The organism is Mycobacterium sp., from assembly GCF_036273375.1.
Lineage (GTDB): Bacteria > Actinomycetota > Actinomycetes > Mycobacteriales > Mycobacteriaceae > Mycobacterium.
Genome location: NZ_DASUHS010000027.1, coordinates 49,430 through 67,608, shown reverse-complemented (window position 1 = coordinate 67,608; position 18,179 = coordinate 49,430). Strand labels below are relative to the sequence as shown.

The 18,179-nt window shown below is 65.8% G+C and carries 20 protein-coding genes; 8 read left to right on the top strand and 12 right to left on the bottom strand.

The features are described from left to right. The first annotated feature begins 240 nt into the window (after positions 1 to 240). Complete coding sequence (locus VFW69_RS03130; RefSeq protein ID WP_526498067.1) at positions 241 to 990, top strand: SDR family oxidoreductase; 750 nt, start codon at positions 241 to 243, stop codon at positions 988 to 990. Here the strand turns inward: VFW69_RS03130 and VFW69_RS03125 are convergent. Beyond that, on the bottom strand, positions 974 to 2,350 hold the full coding sequence (locus tag VFW69_RS03125; RefSeq protein WP_526498092.1) for an Ig-like domain-containing protein: 1,377 nt from the start codon (positions 2,348 to 2,350) through the stop codon (positions 974 to 976). The two genes, VFW69_RS03130 and VFW69_RS03125, sit on opposite strands and share 17 nt — an antisense overlap. A gap of 32 nt (positions 2,351 to 2,382) precedes the next feature. Then, on the bottom strand, positions 2,383 to 3,501 hold the full coding sequence (locus VFW69_RS03120; protein WP_526498065.1) for a UDP-N-acetylmuramate dehydrogenase: 1,119 nt from the start codon (positions 3,499 to 3,501) through the stop codon (positions 2,383 to 2,385). 26 nt (positions 3,502 to 3,527) lie between these two features. Between VFW69_RS03120 and VFW69_RS03115 the strand changes: the two genes are divergently transcribed. Genes VFW69_RS03115 through VFW69_RS03105 form a run of 3 tightly spaced genes read left to right on the top strand, consistent with a single transcriptional unit; the run spans position 3,528 to position 5,976 of the window. Further along, positions 3,528 to 4,040 carry a DUF2505 family protein gene (locus VFW69_RS03115; protein ID WP_526498063.1) on the top strand — a complete coding sequence of 171 codons (513 nt, stop codon included), beginning with the start codon at positions 3,528 to 3,530 and terminating at the stop codon, positions 4,038 to 4,040. A gap of 56 nt (positions 4,041 to 4,096) precedes the next feature. Then, entirely contained in the window at positions 4,097 to 4,930 is an 834-nt protein-coding gene (locus VFW69_RS03110; RefSeq protein WP_526498061.1) for a carbon-nitrogen hydrolase family protein, read from the top strand. After that, positions 4,927 to 5,976, top strand: a complete 1,050-nt coding sequence (locus tag VFW69_RS03105; protein ID WP_526498059.1) for an LmeA family phospholipid-binding protein — start codon at positions 4,927 to 4,929, stop codon at positions 5,974 to 5,976. Before VFW69_RS03110 ends, VFW69_RS03105 begins: the two co-directional genes overlap by 4 nt. A 66-nt stretch (positions 5,977 to 6,042) precedes the next feature. Here VFW69_RS03105 and deoC read toward each other — a convergent pair whose 3' ends face one another. From deoC to VFW69_RS03075, 6 genes are all read right to left on the bottom strand, one after another. Further along, the gene (gene deoC, locus VFW69_RS03100) at positions 6,043 to 6,729 is read right to left on the bottom strand and encodes a deoxyribose-phosphate aldolase (protein WP_526498057.1); all 687 of its coding nucleotides are present in this window, start codon (positions 6,727 to 6,729) and stop codon (positions 6,043 to 6,045) included. Beyond that, positions 6,729 to 7,169, bottom strand: a complete 441-nt coding sequence (locus tag VFW69_RS03095) for a DUF2599 domain-containing protein (RefSeq protein WP_526498055.1) — start codon at positions 7,167 to 7,169, stop codon at positions 6,729 to 6,731. Before VFW69_RS03095 ends, deoC begins: the two co-directional genes overlap by 1 nt. 4 nt (positions 7,170 to 7,173) lie before the next feature. Continuing rightward, the gene (locus VFW69_RS03090) at positions 7,174 to 7,461 is read right to left on the bottom strand and encodes a DUF2516 family protein (protein ID WP_067122766.1); all 288 of its coding nucleotides are present in this window, start codon (positions 7,459 to 7,461) and stop codon (positions 7,174 to 7,176) included. 87 nt (positions 7,462 to 7,548) lie between these two features. After that, positions 7,549 to 8,154, bottom strand: a complete 606-nt coding sequence (hbhA, locus tag VFW69_RS03085; RefSeq protein WP_526498052.1) for a heparin-binding hemagglutinin HbhA — start codon at positions 8,152 to 8,154, stop codon at positions 7,549 to 7,551. A gap of 267 nt (positions 8,155 to 8,421) precedes the next feature. After that, positions 8,422 to 8,838, bottom strand: coding sequence for a helix-turn-helix domain-containing protein (locus VFW69_RS03080; protein WP_526498050.1), 417 nt, complete (start codon positions 8,836 to 8,838; stop codon positions 8,422 to 8,424). Between the two features lie 93 nt (positions 8,839 to 8,931). Beyond that, a complete protein-coding gene (locus tag VFW69_RS03075) occupies positions 8,932 to 10,314 on the bottom strand; it encodes a DUF445 domain-containing protein (RefSeq protein WP_526498048.1) in 1,383 nt (460 codons plus the stop codon). Between the two features lie 133 nt (positions 10,315 to 10,447). Here VFW69_RS03075 and VFW69_RS03070 point away from each other — a divergent pair, with 133 nt between their 5' ends. Continuing rightward, complete coding sequence (locus VFW69_RS03070; protein ID WP_526498046.1) at positions 10,448 to 11,161, top strand: TetR/AcrR family transcriptional regulator; 714 nt, start codon at positions 10,448 to 10,450, stop codon at positions 11,159 to 11,161. A 187-nt stretch (positions 11,162 to 11,348) separates the two neighbouring features. Continuing rightward, complete coding sequence (gene pcaA, locus VFW69_RS03065) at positions 11,349 to 12,212, top strand: cyclopropane mycolic acid synthase PcaA (RefSeq protein WP_526498044.1); 864 nt, start codon at positions 11,349 to 11,351, stop codon at positions 12,210 to 12,212. 147 nt (positions 12,213 to 12,359) lie between these two features. Here pcaA and VFW69_RS03060 read toward each other — a convergent pair whose 3' ends face one another. The 3 genes from VFW69_RS03060 to VFW69_RS03050 form a co-directional block, all read right to left on the bottom strand. Continuing rightward, the gene (locus VFW69_RS03060; protein ID WP_526498042.1) at positions 12,360 to 13,223 is read right to left on the bottom strand and encodes a 3-hydroxyacyl-CoA dehydrogenase family protein; all 864 of its coding nucleotides are present in this window, start codon (positions 13,221 to 13,223) and stop codon (positions 12,360 to 12,362) included. A gap of 177 nt (positions 13,224 to 13,400) precedes the next feature. Beyond that, complete coding sequence (aceA, locus tag VFW69_RS03055; protein WP_526498040.1) at positions 13,401 to 14,687, bottom strand: isocitrate lyase; 1,287 nt, start codon at positions 14,685 to 14,687, stop codon at positions 13,401 to 13,403. Positions 14,688 to 14,956: 269 nt separating this feature from the next. Beyond that, complete coding sequence (locus VFW69_RS03050; protein WP_526498038.1) at positions 14,957 to 15,751, bottom strand: acyl-[acyl-carrier-protein] thioesterase; 795 nt, start codon at positions 15,749 to 15,751, stop codon at positions 14,957 to 14,959. 159 nt (positions 15,752 to 15,910) lie between these two features. Between VFW69_RS03050 and ramB the strand changes: the two genes are divergently transcribed. Together ramB and VFW69_RS03040 are read left to right on the top strand one after the other, a co-directional pair. Beyond that, a complete protein-coding gene (gene ramB / locus VFW69_RS03045; RefSeq protein WP_526498036.1) occupies positions 15,911 to 17,335 on the top strand; it encodes an acetate metabolism transcriptional regulator RamB in 1,425 nt (474 codons plus the stop codon). Then, complete coding sequence (locus VFW69_RS03040; RefSeq protein ID WP_526498034.1) at positions 17,332 to 17,892, top strand: carboxymuconolactone decarboxylase family protein; 561 nt, start codon at positions 17,332 to 17,334, stop codon at positions 17,890 to 17,892. The genes ramB and VFW69_RS03040 overlap by 4 nt, the downstream gene beginning before the upstream one ends. Here the strand turns inward: VFW69_RS03040 and VFW69_RS03035 are convergent, their stop codons facing one another. Beyond that, positions 17,893 to 18,174, bottom strand: a complete 282-nt coding sequence (locus tag VFW69_RS03035; RefSeq protein WP_526498032.1) for a hypothetical protein — start codon at positions 18,172 to 18,174, stop codon at positions 17,893 to 17,895. Positions 18,175 to 18,179 lie beyond the last annotated feature (5 nt).

Below are 18,179 nucleotides of genomic sequence, written 5' to 3'. Positions count from 1 at the left end.
GGCAGGTGCCCGGCGGCACGACTGGACGAATGATGGGTATGGGTGAGGGTATTCGTGCGCACGAGCGTCCTTTTGTCCGATTTTTGCTGGCCGTATTGGCCACACCTGGCTTGGGTCAGGAGCGGCAAAATGCGCAGCAACAACACGCACCCGCCGCGCAAAGACACGCGGTGGTCGTGGTGTTGGACAGGGCGCTAAGGAGCACACGCAAAATCTAGCACGTTCATTAAGGTTGTTTCGATGGTTAAAACTGGCAGGAATAAACGAGTCGCAGTAATCACCGGTGCCAGCTCGGGGATCGGCGCAGCAACCGCCCGGAACCTGGCTGCGCAGGGCTTTCACGTCGTCGCAGTGGCGCGCCGGGCGGACCGGATTGAGGCCCTGGCCAGTGAGATCGGCGGTACCGCCATTGTGGCCGATGTCACAGATGATGCGGCGGTCGAAACATTGGCGAGCAAATTGGATCGCGTCGACGTGTTGGTCAACAACGCCGGAGGCGCCCGGGGACTGGCGCCCGTCGCCGACGCCGACCTCGAGCACTGGCAGTGGATGTGGGAGACCAACGTGATCGGCACGCTGCGGGTCACCCGCGCGTTGTTGCCCAAGCTGATCGACTCGGGCGACGGGCTGATCGTCACCGTCACGTCGGTTGCGGCACTTGAGGTTTACGACGGCGGCGCGGGATACACGGCGGCCAAACACGCCCAGGGAGCGCTGCACCGCACGCTGCGCGGCGAGCTATTGGGCAAGCCGGTGCGGCTGACCGAGATCGCCCCGGGTGCGGTCGAAACGGAATTCTCGTTGGTCCGCTTCGACGGCGACCAACAACGCGCGGAGGCCGTCTACACGGGCATCACACCGCTGGTGGCCGACGATGTCGCCGAGGTGATCGGGTTCGTCGCGTCGCGGCCGTCGCACGTCGATCTCGACTTGATCGTGATGAAGCCGCGCGACCAGGCCACGACCTCCCGGTTTAACCGCCAGGGGTAGCCGGGCCGGTACTGGCCGGTGTCGTCGACGTGGTCGGAGTGCCCGACAGGGTCGGCGCGTTGGATGGCGTGACCGGCGCGGTGACGGGAATCTGGCTGGCCGGCGGGTGTGCGCTCGGCGGCGGCAGCGCGGACATGGCCACCCAGGTGTCCCAATCCACGGCCCAGTCCCAGAGGTCGCCGTCGGAGTAGGACAGCTGGATCGTGCTGCCGGTCACTTCGACCGGGTCGCCGTATATCGCCGACTGGAAGTACTGCTCGGCGTCGCCCGTCGACAGGTTGATGCACCCGTTGGTGACGTTGGTGTTGCCCTGGGCGCCGGAGCTCGCCGGGTTGGCGTGGATGAACTCCCCGTTGTTGGAGATCCGCACCGCCCAGCGTTCGTGGATGTGGCTGTAACCGGCGGCCGGGTTGGACATGTAGAAGTCGGCGTACTTCTCGCTGACCACGTGGATGCCGTTGCGGGTGACGTTGCGCGCCTTGTCGGCCTCGCCGTAGCTGCACGGAAAGTCCATGATGACGCCCTCGTCGCGGACCACCTGGATGCGGTGCGACGTGACCTCGGCCTTCACCACCTGCCGGCGACCGATCTGGATGTTCAGCGAGATGTCGTCGGCGCCGTAGGCGCTATCGCCGAACGGCAGGCCGTAGAGCTTGGCCTCGACGTTGACCGTGGTGCCCGCCGGATAGTACTCGCGAGTCCGCCAGTGCGCCCGGGCACCGGCCGCCTCGTCGGGCAACCAGGCCCAGCTGCCCTCGACGGGCGGATTCGTGGTGACGGTGAGCGCCTTTTCGACGGCGGCCTTGTCGGTGATCGGCGCGTCGAACTGGACGATGATCGGCGCCGCGACCCCGACGGTCTGACCGTCGGCGAGCTGGAATGACCCACCGATCTTCTTGGTGGGCGACACCGTGGTGAATTTGCCCGCCACCGGGACCGCCTTGCCGTCGTGTCCGACGGCCGAGCCGTTCCAGGTATAGGTCTGGTCGTAGCCCAGCGGCTCGGAGGTCGTGTAGACGGTGCGGTCCTGATTGAAGGCGCCCGCGACGGCCTTGCCCGAGGAGTTCGACAGCGTGACGCGCTGGAACCAGCCGTCGTTGACCTCTACGCTGACCGGGGCGATTGGCACCACGTTGTCGGTCGCATTGGTGGGCTGGTACTTGAGCTGCGGTGCCGGCTGCTGTTTCTTCTCGGCTTGCTTCGCGGTCGTGCCGCCGCACGCGGCCAACACTGTGGGGGCCAGCACACCCAATCCCAGGGTCGCCAAAGCCGCACGCCGGTTGAACGGCCGCGGGGCGTTGGACGGGGTCACGAAAATCAAAGATACCGGGGAAAACCGGGCGGCCCGGCCACCACAAATCGGGGCCGGGCGCGCTTCGGCAAATTCTGCGGCTACAACCTGCAGCCGAGCAGGACGGGTTCGGGGACCAGTGTGATGCCAAACACATCCCTGACTCCGTCGCGGACGGTGCGGGCCAGCCTAATCACGTCGTCGGAGCCGGCGCTGCCTCGGTTGGTCAGCGCCAGCGCGTGCTTGGTGGACAACCGGCAGGGCTCTTCGAGGCCGCCCTGGCCCGGCTGCGGATAGCCCTTGCCGAAGCCCGCCCGCTCCACCAACCAGCCGGCGGCCAGCTTGACCCCGCCGGGCGCGGGGTAGTTCGGGACCGGCTCGTCAACTGTTGCGGCCAGCCGTTCGTAGACGTCCGGGGCGACCACCGGGTTGGTGAAGAACGAGCCCACACTCCAGGTGTCGTGGTCGGCAGAGTCGAGCACCATGCCCTTGCGCGTCCGTAAGGCGAGCACGGCGTCGCGGACGGATTGCGGGTCGGCGCGCTCGCCGCCGGCCACGTTCAACGCGGCGGCCAGCTCGCCGTAGCGCAACGGCGCGCTGCGCCCGGAGGCGTCCAGCGCGAACTCCACTTCCAGTACGACAGAAGGGATTTCGAATCCGCTGGCGCCGCCGCGTTTGAACTCACTGGTGCGGTAGCCGAACCCCAGCTCGCTGCCCGGCACCCAGCGCACCTCACCGCTGCCGCGATCAAGCACCCGCACCCGGGTGATCGTGTCGGAGACTTCGGCGCCGTACGCCCCGACGTTCTGCACCGGGGTGGCCCCGGTCGACCCGGGGATGCCGGACAGGCATTCCAGCCCGCCGAGGCCGTGCTCGATGGCCGTGACCACGACGTCGTCCCACACCGCGCCCGCCTGGGCGCGGACCAGGTTGCCCTCGACGGTGATGCCGTCATTGGCCAGCCGCACCGCGGTCAGGTCGGTCAGGGCGTCGGAGATCACCAGGTTGGAGCCGCCGGCGAAGACGAGCACCGAGTCGCGTTGCCCGCCAGGTGTTTCGGCGTCCAGCCGCCGCAAAGTGGCGATCACCTGGTCGCTGGTCGTGCAGGTGATCAGGCGGCGCGCGGTCGGTCCGACCCGCAGCGTAGTCAGCGGCGCCAGTGGCACCGCGTCGGCCACCGGCGCACCGGCGAACTCCGAACCGGCTCCGCTGGATTTCATGGCCCGTAACGGTAGCCTGACCTGCTATGCCGCGTTCATTCGACTTGTCGGCCGACTACGACGGCAGTGTTGACGAGGTGCACCGCGCCTTCACCGATGCAAATTATTGGCGGGCCAGGCTGGCCGGGTCCGGCGTCGACGTCGCCATGCTGGAGTCGATGCGGGTCGGCGGCGAGGACACCGTCGAGGTCGTCACGCTGCAGGTGATCCGTAGCGACAAGCTGCCGGGAATGGTTACGCAGCTGCACAGCGGTGACCTGCGTATCCGCCGCGAGGAGGCGTGGGGGCCGGTCACCGCCGGCGCCGCGACCGGGTCGGTCGTGGGTTCCATCGTGGACGCGCCGGTGAACCTGGCCGGCACCGCCGTCCTGGAGCCCATCGAAGAGACCGGCGGCAGCCGGCTGACGTTCCGCGCCACAGTCCAGGTGCGCGTCCCGATCATCGGCGGCAAGTTGGAGAACATCATCGGCACCCGGCTGGCCGAACTGGTCGCCGCCGAACAGCGCTTCACCACGGAGTGGATCGCCAAAACGGCCTGAGGCTTTCGACCGCCGCCGGGCCGGCCCGCATCGACACCGGGCCTAAGCTGGCGCTCATGCGAATCGCCTTGGCGCAGATACTCAGCGGCACCGACCCCGCGGCAAACTTGCAGCTGGTGGCCGAATACAGTCGCCATGCCGCCGACGCGGGCGCGAAGCTGGTGGTGTTCCCGGAGGCGACGATGTGCCGGTTCGGCGTGCCGCTGGGCCCGGTCGCTCAGTCGGTCGACGGGCCCTGGGCCGACGGGGTGCGCCGCATTGCGGCCGATTCCCACATCACCGTCGTCGCCGGGATGTTCACCCCGTCGGGCGATGGGCGGGTGAAGAACACGCTGATCGCGGCCGGTCCGCGCGATTCCGCCCAGTCGGACGCCCACTACGACAAGATCCACCTCTACGACGCGTTCGGTTTCGCCGAATCACGCACAGTCGCGCCGGGACACGATCCGGTGGTGATCACGGTCGACGGCGTCCGGGTGGGGCTGACCGTTTGCTATGACATTCGTTTCCCGGCGCTCTACACCGAATTGGCCCGCCGCGGCGCCGAGGTGATCGCGGTGTGCGCGTCCTGGGGTGCGGGTCCCGGCAAACTCGACCAGTGGACGCTGCTGGCTCGCGCCCGGGCACTCGATTCGATGAGCTATGTCGCGGCGGCCGGTCAGGCGGATCCCGGTGGCACTCACGGAGCCGGATCGGGGGCACCGACCGGCGTCGGGGGCAGCCTGATCGTCTCGCCGCTGGGCGACGTCGTCGCGTCGGCCGGCGCCCATCCGCAGCTGCTGGTTGCCGACATCGACGTCGACAGGGTCGCCGAGGCCCGGGAGAGCATCGCGGTCCTGCGCAACCGCTCGGACTTTACTCAGGTTGATAAGGCAGAATCAGTCGGGTGACGAACCCGCAAGGACCACCGAACCCGGACCCGTCGAAGTGGACCCGTCCCCCCCACCAGGGGCCCTTCGGCCAGCCTCCCACAGAGCGGCCGACCGAGCGGATCAGCACCGGCGGCCCGGGTCACGTACCCCCGCCGCCGCCCCCCGCCCACGGTCCCCCGCCGGGGCGGACCGAGCGATTCGGGACGCCCCAGCCGAACATGCAGCAGCCCGGCTACCCGCCGCCGCCCACCCCGCCCGCCGGCCAAACGGAGCGGCTGACCACTCCCCCCGACGACGGCGCGGCGTCGGGGAAAAAGAAACGCCGCTTCGGTCGTGACCCGGTCTCAATCCTGCTGATCTTCGTCATCGTGTTCGCGCTGATCATCGCCGCGCTCATCGGGGCCGAGCTGTACGTGCGCCATACCGCGGACAACAAGATTGCCCAGGCGGTGGCGTGCGAGGTCAAGGACCAGGCCACCGCGTCCTTCGGGGTGACCCCCCTGATGCTGTGGCAAGTGGCGACGAGCCACTACACCAATATCTCGGTGCAGACGGCCGGCAACAACCTCCGCGACGCCAAGGGCATGAAGCTCTCAGTCAACATCAACGACGTCCGGCTCAAGGACACCGGCAACTCGAAGGGCACCATCGGCTCGCTGGACGCCACCATCACCTGGACCAGTGATGGCATCAAGCAGTCGGTGCAGGACGCGGTCCCGGTTCTGGGTCCGTTCGTCACCAACACCGTCACCACCCATCCCGCCGACGGCACCATCGAGTTGAAGGGCATGTTGGACAACATCACGGCCAAGCCGGTCGTGTCGGGCAACGGGTTGGAGCTGCAGATCGTCAGTTTCAACGCGCTCGGTTTCACCATGCCCAAGGAGTCCGTGCAGTCGACGCTGGACGAGTTCACCTCGAACCAGACGAAGAACTACCCATTGGGTATCCACGCCGACAGCGTGCAGGTCACCGATACGGGTGTGACCAGCCATTTCTCGACGAAGAACGCCAGCATTCCGACCGGCGGCAACGACAACGACCCCTGCTTCGCCAACCTCTGACGGCGAGCGACCTAGTTCGTCCGGTGACGATGCGCGCCGGCACGGCGCGCTGAGGAGCCGGACAGTTCAGCCGAGGCTGTCGAGGCCGTCGAGCACTCCCCGGGTGCCCGACAGCCCCAGGCGGGTGGCGCCGGCATCCAGCATTGCTAGCGCGTCGGCGGCGGTGCGGATGCCTCCGCTGGCCTTCACCCCGAGGCGCCCACCGACCGTCTCGGCCATCAGGGCGACCCCGCGCACGGATGCGCCGCCGGCCGGATGAAACCCGGTTGACGTCTTCACGAAGTCGGCGCCGGCGCCTTCGGCGGCGCGGCATACCTGTGCCAGCGTGGGCTGGTCCGCCAGCGCCAGCAGCGCCGCCGACTCCACGATCACCTTGAGCACGGTGCCGCCGATCGCGCTGCGCACGGCATGGACATCGGAGCGCACCGCGTCGATGTCGCCGGCCAGCGCCGCCCCGACATCGATGACCATGTCGATCTCGCAGGCACCGGACGCGACGGCCAGGGCCGCTTCGTGCGCCTTCACCGCCGGGAGGTGCTTGCCGGACGGAAAGCCAGCCACGCTGGCCACCCGCACGCCGGTGCCGGCTCGCACCGCGACGGGAACCATCGAGGGCGAGACGCACACCGCGTAGACGCCCAGTTCGGCCGCCTCCGCGACCAGGGCCGCCACGTCGGCGTCGGTTGCTTCCGGTTTGAGCAGGGTGTGGTCGACGAATGCCGCCAGCTGCGCTCGGCTGGGTTGGGTTGCCATCAGAAGGATTCTTCCGGACCGCCGGGATTGCAGCCGGAGGCGACCATGTCGGTGTCGTCGACGACCGGTCGCCACGGCTCCAGGTTCCAGCTGACCTTGCCGGGCTGGGCGAGTTCGGCGAACTGCCAGTGGCAGAGGAACTGCGCGCGCATGCCCGCGGTGTCGGCGTCCGGGGACAAGGCGAGCACCTCGGCCCAGGCCTCGTCGGCCGGCGCCGTGGTTGCGGGGATTCTCGAGGCGGTTCGGCCGGCCGGCGTCGGGAAGACCCGCAGGCTGGTTCTGCCCTGCCACTGCGCCCACCGGGTGTGATCGATGTAGGGCGGGGCCGGGGCGGGCGGATTCGCCGCCCCGCTGCCGGGGTCGGGCGCGGCAACGGCGTGCGGTACCGGACAGGACAAGGCGACGAGCACCGCGACCGGCGCCGTCAGCAGGACCTTCATTCCGCTAGCGCGACTTACCCTGAATCTCAAGCAGTTTGGGCCGAACATCGACCAGATACACACCGGCGGCGCAGGCCGCGATCGCCATACCTAGCACGCCGAAAACGAAACCCAAGATGGATGTCAGGGCGACGGCCCCTCCCAAGATCAGCAACCACACCGGTTTGGTCAGCTTCTCGGCGGCGGTATAGGCGTCGGGTCGTTGCAGCGCGGCATGCACGAACGCATAGATCGCCGTCACTAAAACGGCGATCTGCAAGATCAACATGACGGTTCCCACGAGGTGGTTCACGCCTTAAGGGTATGCGGGCACCCGCCAAAACGTCGACTCCGAGTCACCCGAAGGCGACTCGGAGCCGAACGTCGTGGAGTGACTTGCTTACTTCTGGGTGACCTTCTTGGCCGGAGCCTTCTTGGCCGGGGCCTTCTTGGCCGGGGCCTTCTTGGCCGGAGCCTTCTTGGCAACGGCCTTCTGGGCCTTCTTGGTGGTCGCTTCCGTCTTGCCCGGCAGCTCGATGCCAACCAGCTTGGCGGCGCGCTCGCCGACCGCGCGGGTCTGCGACGCGACGGTGCCGAGAGCTTCCTGAGTCAGCTCGACGGCCTGGTCGACGTAGCCCTCGGCGCGCGCGGACGCGTCCTCGAACGCGCTCTGGTTACGCAGCCGCTGCAGGGCCGCCTCACCGCGCTCCACGAGCTCGCTGTACCGGCTGGTCGCCGCCTCCAGATAGCCCTCGGCGGCCTTGCGCAGCTCGTCGGTGGTGAACTTGTCGCGCAGCTCGGTGAACTGCTCGGGCAGGTCCTCCTGGAGCTTGGTCAAGCGAGCGCGACGCTCCTCGACCCGGGTGCGGGTCTCGGCGCGGGTCTCTTCGGCGCGCTCACGCAGCCCGGCGATCAGGTCGTTGACGGTGGCCAGGGCCAGGTCGGCCGCGCCCAGCGCCGCGAGCAGCGGGGCCCGCAAGTCTTCGATGTTGGTGTTTTCCGCCATGGTCTTTCCTTTCGTGATGTGTTTTCGCTATCGGTGTTATTAGCTGTTTGGTCGAGAAGTTAGGTGCAAACGTCTCCTTCGCAACTGGGGCCGCCAGGTGCCGGGGTGGTTCGTTCAGCAATTGCTCGGGAACCGGTAGGTCCTCCCTTTGGGTAACCCCGACGGCCGGTCGTCTATACATCGCCAACTCGCTACCGCGACGAAACAGCCCGCTTTTCGCGCAAACTCCCAGCACAGATGGTTACGGTGCCGGATGAAACGGACTGATCACTCGCTGTCGGATTCAGTCGAACACTCCTCCGGGATCGATTCGTTTTGCTGCGCGAACGATGAGTAGATGTCGAGCAGAATTTGCTTTTGCCGCTCGGTGATCGCAATATCGGTGACGATCGCGTCCCGCACCTGACTTTTGTCAGTTGGCTCGAGAATCCCGGCGCGCACATAGAGAACCTCGGCGGAGACCCGGAGGGCCTTCGCGATCTGGTTCAAGACATCGGCGGAGGGCTTACGCAATCCCCGCTCCACCTGGCTCAGATATGGATTGCTGACCCCGGACTTTTCGGCGAGTTGGCGCACCGACACCTGCGCGAGTTCACGCTGGCTACGGATGAAGCTACCGATGTCGGAGGCCATGTCGGAGGCAGCGTTGGACACCTTGGCGGAGAGTTTCTCCTCGGGCGTCATGGCGTGCTCCTGGTCGTCGGCTGATCTTGACGCGCCTCAGACTACTACAAGTGCTTGCTATTGCAAGCACTTGTTAGCACTGCTAGAAAATCGCTAGATCAACAACTGCGCGATGGCGTAGATCGCAAGACCCGCCAGCGAACCGACCACCGTCCCGTTGATCCGAATAAATTGCAGGTCACGACCCACATGCAATTCGATGCGCCGACTGGCCTCCTCGGCGTCCCAACGTTCGATCGTGTCGGTGATGATCGCTGTGATCTCCACCCCATACTGCAAGACCAGGTGCTGGGCCGCCCGGACCAACCAGTTGTCGACCTTGTCCCGCAGGTCGGCGTCGTCGCGCAGCGATTCCCCGATGCGGACCACGGTGTCGGCGATCCGGGTGCGCAGTGCACTGGACGGATCATCCACACCCTCGAGCACCAGCCGTTTCAGCGTCTTCCACGCAGTCGCCGCGGCGTTGGCGATCTCGTCGCGCGCCATCAGTTGCTCTTTGATCGCGTCGGCGCGCGCGATGGTGTCCGGGTCGTGCTGCAAGTCCTCGGCGAAGTCGAACAGGAAGCGAGTGGCCGACCGGCGCAACTCGTGGTCCGGATTGCGGCGTACCTTGTCGGTGAAGTCCATCAGTTCGCGGTGGATGCGGTCTCCGACCAGATGGTCGACAAAGCGCGGCGACCAGGTCGGCGAGTCGCGCTCGACCACCCGTTGAATGACTTCGCCGGCCTTCAGCGACCACTGAAAGGCCCGGTCGGCCAGCAACTGGATCAGCGCCTCTTGCCGGTGCTCGGCCAACAAGGTGGCCAGCACTCGCCCGACCGGTGGACCCCACTGCGGTTCGGCGATCCGGCGCACGATCATCCGGTCGATCACCTGCTGGACGTCTTCGTCGCGCAGAAGTTCGACCAGTACCCGCAGCACCGTGGCCGCCTCGCTCGCCACCCGTTCGGCGTGGGCGGCCTCCGACAGCCACTTGCCGAGCCTGCCGGACACCTGGGCGTCGCGCAGCTTGGTTTCGACGACCTCCGGCGACAAGAAGTTTTCCCGGACGAACGTGCCCAAACCCTCGCCGAGCTGGTCCTTCTTACGTTTGATGATCGCGGTGTGCGGGATGGGAATGCCCAGTGGGTGCCTGAAGAGCGCGGTCACGGCGAACCAGTCGGCCAGCGCGCCCACCATGCCGGCCTCGGCGGCGGCGCCGACGTATCCCACCCATGTCCCCAGGCCGGCGTGCGCCTGGGCCCACTGGCAGGCGAGGAACACGACGGTGGCACCGATCAGAAAGCTCAGTGCCACCATCTTCATCCGGCGCAACGCCACCCGGCGCTGCGCGTCGGCTTCGGGATCGGCGCCGGCAAAAGATTCGGCAAAAGACGCGCGAGGAGGGCGTGCCGCGGCGGTTGGCGGCGTCGAATCGGGCCTCGCCACCGGCGGGCCCGACGCTTCGCCTCTCACCGAGGCTCGATGTGCCACCACTCCATCATCTATCTTTCCCGCCGATTAGTGTGACGACACTGCTCGCGACGTCTCATTCGCGCCCGCCAGCGCAAGAAACCGGCCCCTCACGCCGTAAGATCAAGGGCGTCTAGGGGAATGGAAATCGGCGACTGTGGCAGAGCAAATCAGGGCTGTGAGCGTCAAGATGGATGGGCGCAAGCGGCGCTGGCATCAACACAAAGTGGAGCGTCGTAACGAGTTGGTCGACGGCACGATCGACGCGATTCGCCGACTGGGTGGCGCGCTGAGCATGGATGAGATCGCCGCCGAGATCGGGGTCTCCAAGACAGTGCTGTACCGCTATTTCGTCGACAAGAACGACCTGACGACGGCCGTGATGATGCGATTCACTCAAACCACCCTGATTCCCAATATGGCCGGCGCGCTGACGTCTAACCTCGACGGCTTCGACCTGACCCGCGAGGTTATCCGCGTGTACGTCGAGACCGTCGCGAACGAGCCCGAGCCATACCGATTCGTGATGTCCAACAGCTCGGCCAGCAAGAGCAAGGTCATTGCCGACTCCGAGCGCATCATCGCGCGCATGCTCGCGGTACTGATGCGCCGTCGCATGCAACACGCCGGGATGGACACCGGGGGCGCGGAACCGTGGGCGTATTTGATTGTCGGCGGCGTGCAGCTGGCCACCCACTCCTGGATGTCGTACCCGCGAATGAGTCGCGATGAGTTGATCGACTACCTGACCATGCTGAGCTGGAATGCGCTCAAGGGAATCGTCGAGGTCGGCGGATCGCTGGAGAAGTTCCGCGAGGAACCCCATCCTTCACCGATCGTGCCGCCCCGAGACGGCGAGTTCGGACCCTAGAGATGGCCTCGGTACGCACTGCGCGTTTTGGGGATTACGCCCGTCCCGTGTGACGCTACGCACGCGACTTGCAGGGCGACCTGGACCATCGCAGGCACTAGCATCCAGGGGAGCATCGGGGGATATAGCGGGGTCGGCGTTCGGCTGCCTACCCCTGTCCCCCGCATATAGAAAGGCTCGAATCGACATGTCTGTGCAGCTCACGCCGCATTTCGGAAACGTGCAAGCTCATTACGACTTGTCCGACGACTTCTTCCGGCTGTTTTTGGATCCCACCCAGACCTACAGCTGCGCGTACTTCGAGCGGGATGACCTGACCCTCGAGGAGGCGCAGATCGCGAAAATCGATCTGGCGCTCGGAAAGCTCAAGCTCGAGCCCGGGATGACGTTGCTGGACATCGGCTGCGGCTGGGGAGCAACCCTGCGCCGAGCCATCGAGAAATACGACGTCAACGTCGTCGGCCTGACGCTGTCGGAGAACCAGGCCGAGCATGTCCAGAAATCCTTCGACCAGATGAACAGCCCCCGCACCAGGCGGGTGCTGCTGGAGGGCTGGGAAAAATTTGACGAGCCGGTGGACCGCATCGTGTCGATCGGCGCGTTCGAGCACTTCGGCCGCCAGCGCTACGGCCGCTTCTTCAAGATGGCCTACCAAGCGCTGCCGCCCGGCGGAGTGATGTTGCTGCACACCATCGTTCGGCCCTCGTTCAAAGATGCCCGCGCCAAGGGCTTGACGCTGACCCGCGAGATCGTTCAGTTCTCGCAATTCATCCTGACCGAGATCTTCCCGGGCGGCGCGCTGCCCACGCCCCAAACCGTCGGCGAGTACGGGGTCACGGTGGGCTTCGAGTTGACTCGGGTCCAGTCGCTGCAGCTGCACTACGCGAGGACATTGGATCTGTGGGCCGAGGCACTCGAGGCGAATCGCGAGCGGGCTTTGGCCACCCAGTCCCAAGAGGTTTACGACCGCTACATGAAGTACCTGACCGGCTGCGCGGACCTGTTCCGGCAGGGCTACACCGACGTCAATCAGTTCACGCTGGAGAAGTAGCCGGCTCATCAAAGCAATCAGCCCCCACCGGAGCACCGTTGGGGGCTGAATTGATTTGCCCTACTTAACCATTGTGAATTGCCCCACATTGCTGATGCCCTGCGGAAGAAGTTCTCGCACCCCGTCCGGTGGGACATCAGTTATTACTCAGTAGGTATAGAAGCCCTGGCCCGTCTTCTTGCCGAGCCTGCCGGCCTCCACCATGCGCAGCAACAGCGGCGGCGGGCCGTACTGCGGTTCCTTGAACTCCTCGAACATCTTGTCCGCGATCAGTTTCAAGGTGTCCAGACCGACCAGGTCGGACAGCCGCAGCGGGCCCATCGGGTGCGACAGCCCGGCCACCACGGCCTTATCGACGTCTTCGACGGTGGCAAAACCGGCTTCGACCATGCGGATTGCCGACAGCAGGTACGGCACCAGCAGCGCATTCACCACGAAGCCGGACCGATCGGAGCAGCGCACGACCTGCTTGCCCAGCACCGCGCTCGCGAATTCCTCGGTGCGCGCGGCGGCGGCGTCGTCGGTGACCAGCGTGCTGACCAACTCGACCAGCGGCAGCACCGGGACGGGGTTGAAGAAGTGCAGGCCCAGCACGCGTTGCGGGTTCTTGGTGGCCGCGGCGATCTTCATGATCGGGATGCTGGAGGTGTTGGACGCCAGAACCGCGTCCGGGTCGGTGATGAGCCGGTCGAGTTCGGCGAAGACCTGCGCCTTGACGGCGTCATCCTCGATGATCGCCTCGATGACCAGTTGGCGGTCGACGAGGTCCTTCAGGTCTGTCGTGAAGGTGAGCTTGCTCAGCGCCCGGTCGCGTTCCCGCTCGGTCACCTTGCCGGCACTGACGCCGCGCTCCAGCGACTTCACGATGCGGTTGCGTCCGGCCGTAATGAGGGACTCGGTGGTTTCGAACACGATCACGTCGACACCGGCGCGGACCGAGACCTCGGCGATGCCGGAACCCATCTGGCCGGCCCCGACAACTCCTACCCGCTGAATCGTTGCGTCACTCACTGATCTCTCTCCGGTGTCGTATCGTCTTGCACCGCAATAGGCCCCGCCCAGATTTAGCTGGGCGGGGCCTACGCTACTTCATCTCATTTCACGGCGCGGCTTGCGCCGCGGGGGCAGTGGCTCAGTGCCTCGCGGGCCAAAGCCCGCTTGTCCTCGCGGGCCAAAGCCCGCTCGTCCTCAGTGAAACTGGCCCTCTTCGGTGGAGCCGGTCAGCGCGGTGGTCGACGAGGTCGGGTCCACCGTGGTGGCGATGCGGTCGAAGTAACCGGCGCCCACCTCACGCTGGTGCTTGGTGGCGGTGTAGCCACGCTCCTCGGCGGCGAACTCGCGCTCCTGCAGCTCGACGTAAGCGCTCATCTGGTTGCGGGCGTAGCCGTAGGCCAGATCGAACATCGAGTAGTTCAGGGCGTGGAAGCCGGCCAGCGTGATGAACTGGAACTTGAATCCCATTGCCCCGAGCTCCTTTTGGAACTTCGCGATGGTGGAATCGTCAAGGTGCTTGCGCCAGTTGAACGACGGCGAGCAGTTGTAGGCCAGCATCTGATCGGGGAACTCGGCCTTGACGCCCTCGGCGAATTTGGCGGCGAGCTCGAGATCCGGAGTTCCGGTCTCCATCCAGATCAGGTCGGAGAACGGCGCGTAGGCCTTGGCCCGGGCGATGCAGGGCTCCAGGCCATTGCGGACCCGGTAGAAGCCTTCCTTGGTCCGCTCACCGGTGATGAACGGCTGGTCGCGCTCGTCGACGTCGGACGTGATCAGCGTGGCGGCCTCGGCGTCGGTACGGGCGATGACGACGGTCGGAACGTCGCACACGTCGGCAGCCAGGCGGGCCGAGGTCAGGGTCCGGATGTGCTGCTGGGTCGGGATCAGCACCTTGCCGCCCAGGTGACCACACTTCTTCTCCGAGGCCAGCTGGTCCTCCCAGTGCGATCCCGCCACGCCGGCGGCGATCATGGCCTTCTGCAGCTCGTAGACGTTGAGCGCACCACCGAAACCGGCCTCCCCGTCGGCGACGATCGGCGCCAGCCAGTTCTCCACCGAGGTGTCACCCTCGACCGCGGCGATCTCGTCGGCGCGCAGCAGCGCGTTGTTGATCCGGCGCACCACCTGCGGTACCGAGTTGGCCGGGTACAGGCTCTGGTCGGGGTAGGTGTGGCCAGACAGGTTGGCATCGCCGGCGACCTGCCAGCCCGACAGGTAGATGGCCTTCAGGCCGGCGCGCACCTGCTGCACGGCCATGTTGCCGGTCAGGGCGCCCAGCGCGTTGATGTACTCCAGGTCGTGAAGCTGCTCCCACAGCACCTCAGCGCCGCGGCGCGCCAGGGTGGCCTCCTCGACCACGCTGCCCTGCAGGGCGACGACGTCCTTGGCGGTGTAGGTCCGGGTGACATCCTTCCAACGCGGGTTGGTGTCCCAGTCCCTCTGGATCTGTTCGGCGCTCTTGGGGGTGCCAACGACAGACATTGGGCATGCTCCTTCACGATCTTCACTACTGAGTTGCTGGATGCCTCACCGGCGGTAGCTAGCGGCTCAACTTCACTGGTGTGCTAACTCGAAGATGGCACAGCTCGTGGGGGGCGGTCTACCCGTTTCAGTTGCCAATTTAAGCAACGGGAACGCACGAATTTGCCAAGCTTGCTAACTTGCTAACAAACTTAACCGTTTCAGAAGCTACCCGTCAGTAACCCTATCGCCGCAGGTCAAAGCACAATTTAACCGGGACGCTTGTCCTGTTACCGAGCAAAGATCGCGGCGACGGCTTTGGTCTCGTCGCCGACGGCATATGTGAGCGTTGTAACAGCGCGATCGGCCAGCCCGGGGCCGAATTGTTCGGTGGATCCGGCGGGGTGGACGTGCGAAATGATCTCCAGCTTGTCGCCCAGCGCCACCGGCGCCTCATGTTCGATGGTGATGCGCAGCGGTGCCCGCATGAGCTCCTGATGCGACGCCAGGTAGTCCTCGATCACGCTCCAGTACACGGAGTTGTTCATGTGGTCGAACAGGTCGATATCGGTGACACGGACGGGAAACTCGTGGATCTCCGCCGCGTCGTCGCGGCTGCCCGGCTTGAGGTAGGACTTCCACCGCAACCGGTCGACGGAGGTCGTCTTGTGCAGGCCCGCCAGGAAGTCGTCGGCGATCCGCGAGGGCATCTGGGTTTCGCGGTTGATGTTGATCCAGAAAGCCTCCGACTCGATGAGCCCGCCCTTGCGGCCATCGATGCGAACCCGCATCTCACACCAGCGGTTCGAGGTGCCCGAGCACCACCTACGCATGCGCAGCATGTCCTGGAATTCGATCGGACGCAGAAAATCGAGCATGGTGCGCCGGACGATCCACAGGGGATGAGTCTCCTCGAAACCCATCTCACGCAGCTGGTCCTGGCCGATGTCCTGGATGTGGCGGGCGGCAGCGTCCAGCCGCAACCGGCCCGTGCGGTCGATATCGCCCACCCGCAACGGCCACTGGCGATCGAAAACGTCAGGGTGACCGTCGGGCACCGGCATCATTTGTTTATCCAGGCTCACGCCGTCGCTCCCCGTTCCTCCTCGTGGTTGCCCCAGGTTAAGGCCGAAGGCCCGGTCGAATCATGCCAACGAGGTGCGTCGAATACTAATCCCGACGAGACCGTACCCGATGCCAAGTCTGCGAATTGATTCTTCGCATGGACCGGTAATCTTGGAGAAGTGTCCAAAACGTTCGTCGGCTCACGCGTTCGCCAGCTGCGCAACGAACGCGGGTTTTCCCAGGCCGCGCTGGCTCAGACGCTGGAAATCTCGCCGAGCTACCTCAACCAGATCGAGCACGACGTTCGCCCGCTGACGGTGGCCGTGCTGCTGCGCATCACCGAGGTGTTCGGGGTGGACGCGACCTTCTTCTCCTCCCAGGACGACACCCGACTGGTGGCCGAGTTGCGCGAGGTCACCATGGACCGTGATCTGGACATCGACGTCGACCCGACCGAGGTCGCCGAGATGGTCAGTGCCCATCCCGGGTTGGCCCGCGCCGTGGTCAATCTGCACCGGCGCTACCGGATCACCACGGCGCAGCTTGCGGCCGCTACCGAGGAGCGGTTCTCCGATGGCAGTGGCAGCGGCTCGATCACCATGCCGCACGAGGAAGTGCGCGATTACTTCTACCAACGCCAGAACTACTTGCACGAGTTGGACACCGCCGCCGAGGACCTGACCATCAAAATGCGGTTGCATCACGGCGATTTGGCGCGGGAGCTGACCCGCCGTCTCACCGAGGTGCACGGAGTGCACATCAACCGCCGGATCGATCTGGGCGACACCGTGCTGCACCGCTTCGACCCCAAAACCAAAACGCTGGAATTCAGCAACCATTTGTCGTTGGGCCAGCAGGTTTTCAAGATGGCCGCGGAGTTGGCCTATCTCGAGTTCGGCGATCTCATCGACACCTTGGTCGAGGAGGGCAAATTCACCAGCGACGAGTCACGCACCCTGGCGCGGCTGGGGTTGGCCAACTATTTCGCCGCGGCCGCCGTGCTCCCCTACCGCCAATTTCACGACGTCGCAGAGAATTTCCGCTACGACGTCGAGCGGTTGTCGTCGTTCTACTCGATCAGCTACGAGACCATCGCGCACCGGCTTTCGACGTTGCAGCGCCCGTCGATGCGCGGCGTGCCGTTCTCCTTCGTCCGGGTCGATCGGGCCGGGAACATGTCAAAGCGGCAGTCCGCTACCGGCTTTCACTTCTCGTCCAGTGGAGGCACCTGCCCGCTGTGGAACGTCTACGAGACGTTCGCCAATCCGGGCAAGATCTTGGTGCAGATCGCGCAGATGCCCGATGGCCGCAACTACATGTGGGTGGCCCGCACCGTGGAACGTCGCGCGGCCCGGTATGGTCAGCCGGGTAAGACCTTCGCGATCGGGTTGGGCTGCGAGCTTCGGCACGCTCACCGGCTCGTCTACTCGGAGGGACTCGACGTCTCGGGGGAACCAGGAACAGTGGCCACACCGATCGGCGCGGGTTGCCGGGTCTGCGAACGCGACAATTGCCCGCAGCGCGCCTTTCCCGCGCTCGGACGCGCACTCGATCTCGACGAGCACCGCAGCACGGTGTCTCCCTACCTGGTGACGCAACCGTGAGCGGCCTGCCGGACGGTCGCATCCCGTCGGGGCGGTTTCGCGAACTGGGACCGATCAATTGGGTGATCGCGAAGCTGGGTGCGCGCACCGTGGCCGCCCCGGAGATGCACCTGTTCACCACGCTGGGTCAGCGCCGGTTGCTGTTCTGGACCTGGCTGGCCTACGGGGGCCGGCTGTTGCGCGGGAAGCTTCCCACCATCGACACCGAATTGGTGATCCTGCGGGTGGCGCATCTGCGCGCGTGCGAATACGAACTGCAGCACCATCGCCGGATGGCACGGGCGGCCGGGTTGGATGCGGACCTGCAGGCCGCCATCTTCGCCTGGCCCGAGAAGCTGGACCCGGTCGGTGCGCGCCTGACCGTGCGCCAGCAGGCGCTGCTGGCGGCGACCGACGAATTCGTCAAGGACCGGACCGTCACCGCCGGCACCTGGCAGCAGCTGGAGACTCACCTGGATCGGCGGCAGCTGATCGAATTCTGTTTACTCGCCAGCCAATACGACGGCCTTGCCGCGACCATGTCAGCGCTCGACATTCCGCTGGACCATCCGCATTAGCTACAGGTAGACGTCGGCGAGGATAGCCAGCGTCAGTATCACGGGAAGTACCGGCAGCGCGAAGGCGAACGCCGCCCATGCCCGCTTGGCGCGACGGCGCTGCGTGAAGCCCCATGCCGCGGCGCAGATCCCCAGCACCACCGAGGCCAGCAGTACCAGTGGTCCCCACTGGCCGGCCGTCGCATTGTCGCCGTTCGAAATGGCCAGCAACCACAGGACATAACCGGTCACCAGGCCACCGACGGCACCCGCGATGGCCTCAAGCGTGACGGTGCGCATCATCTCTT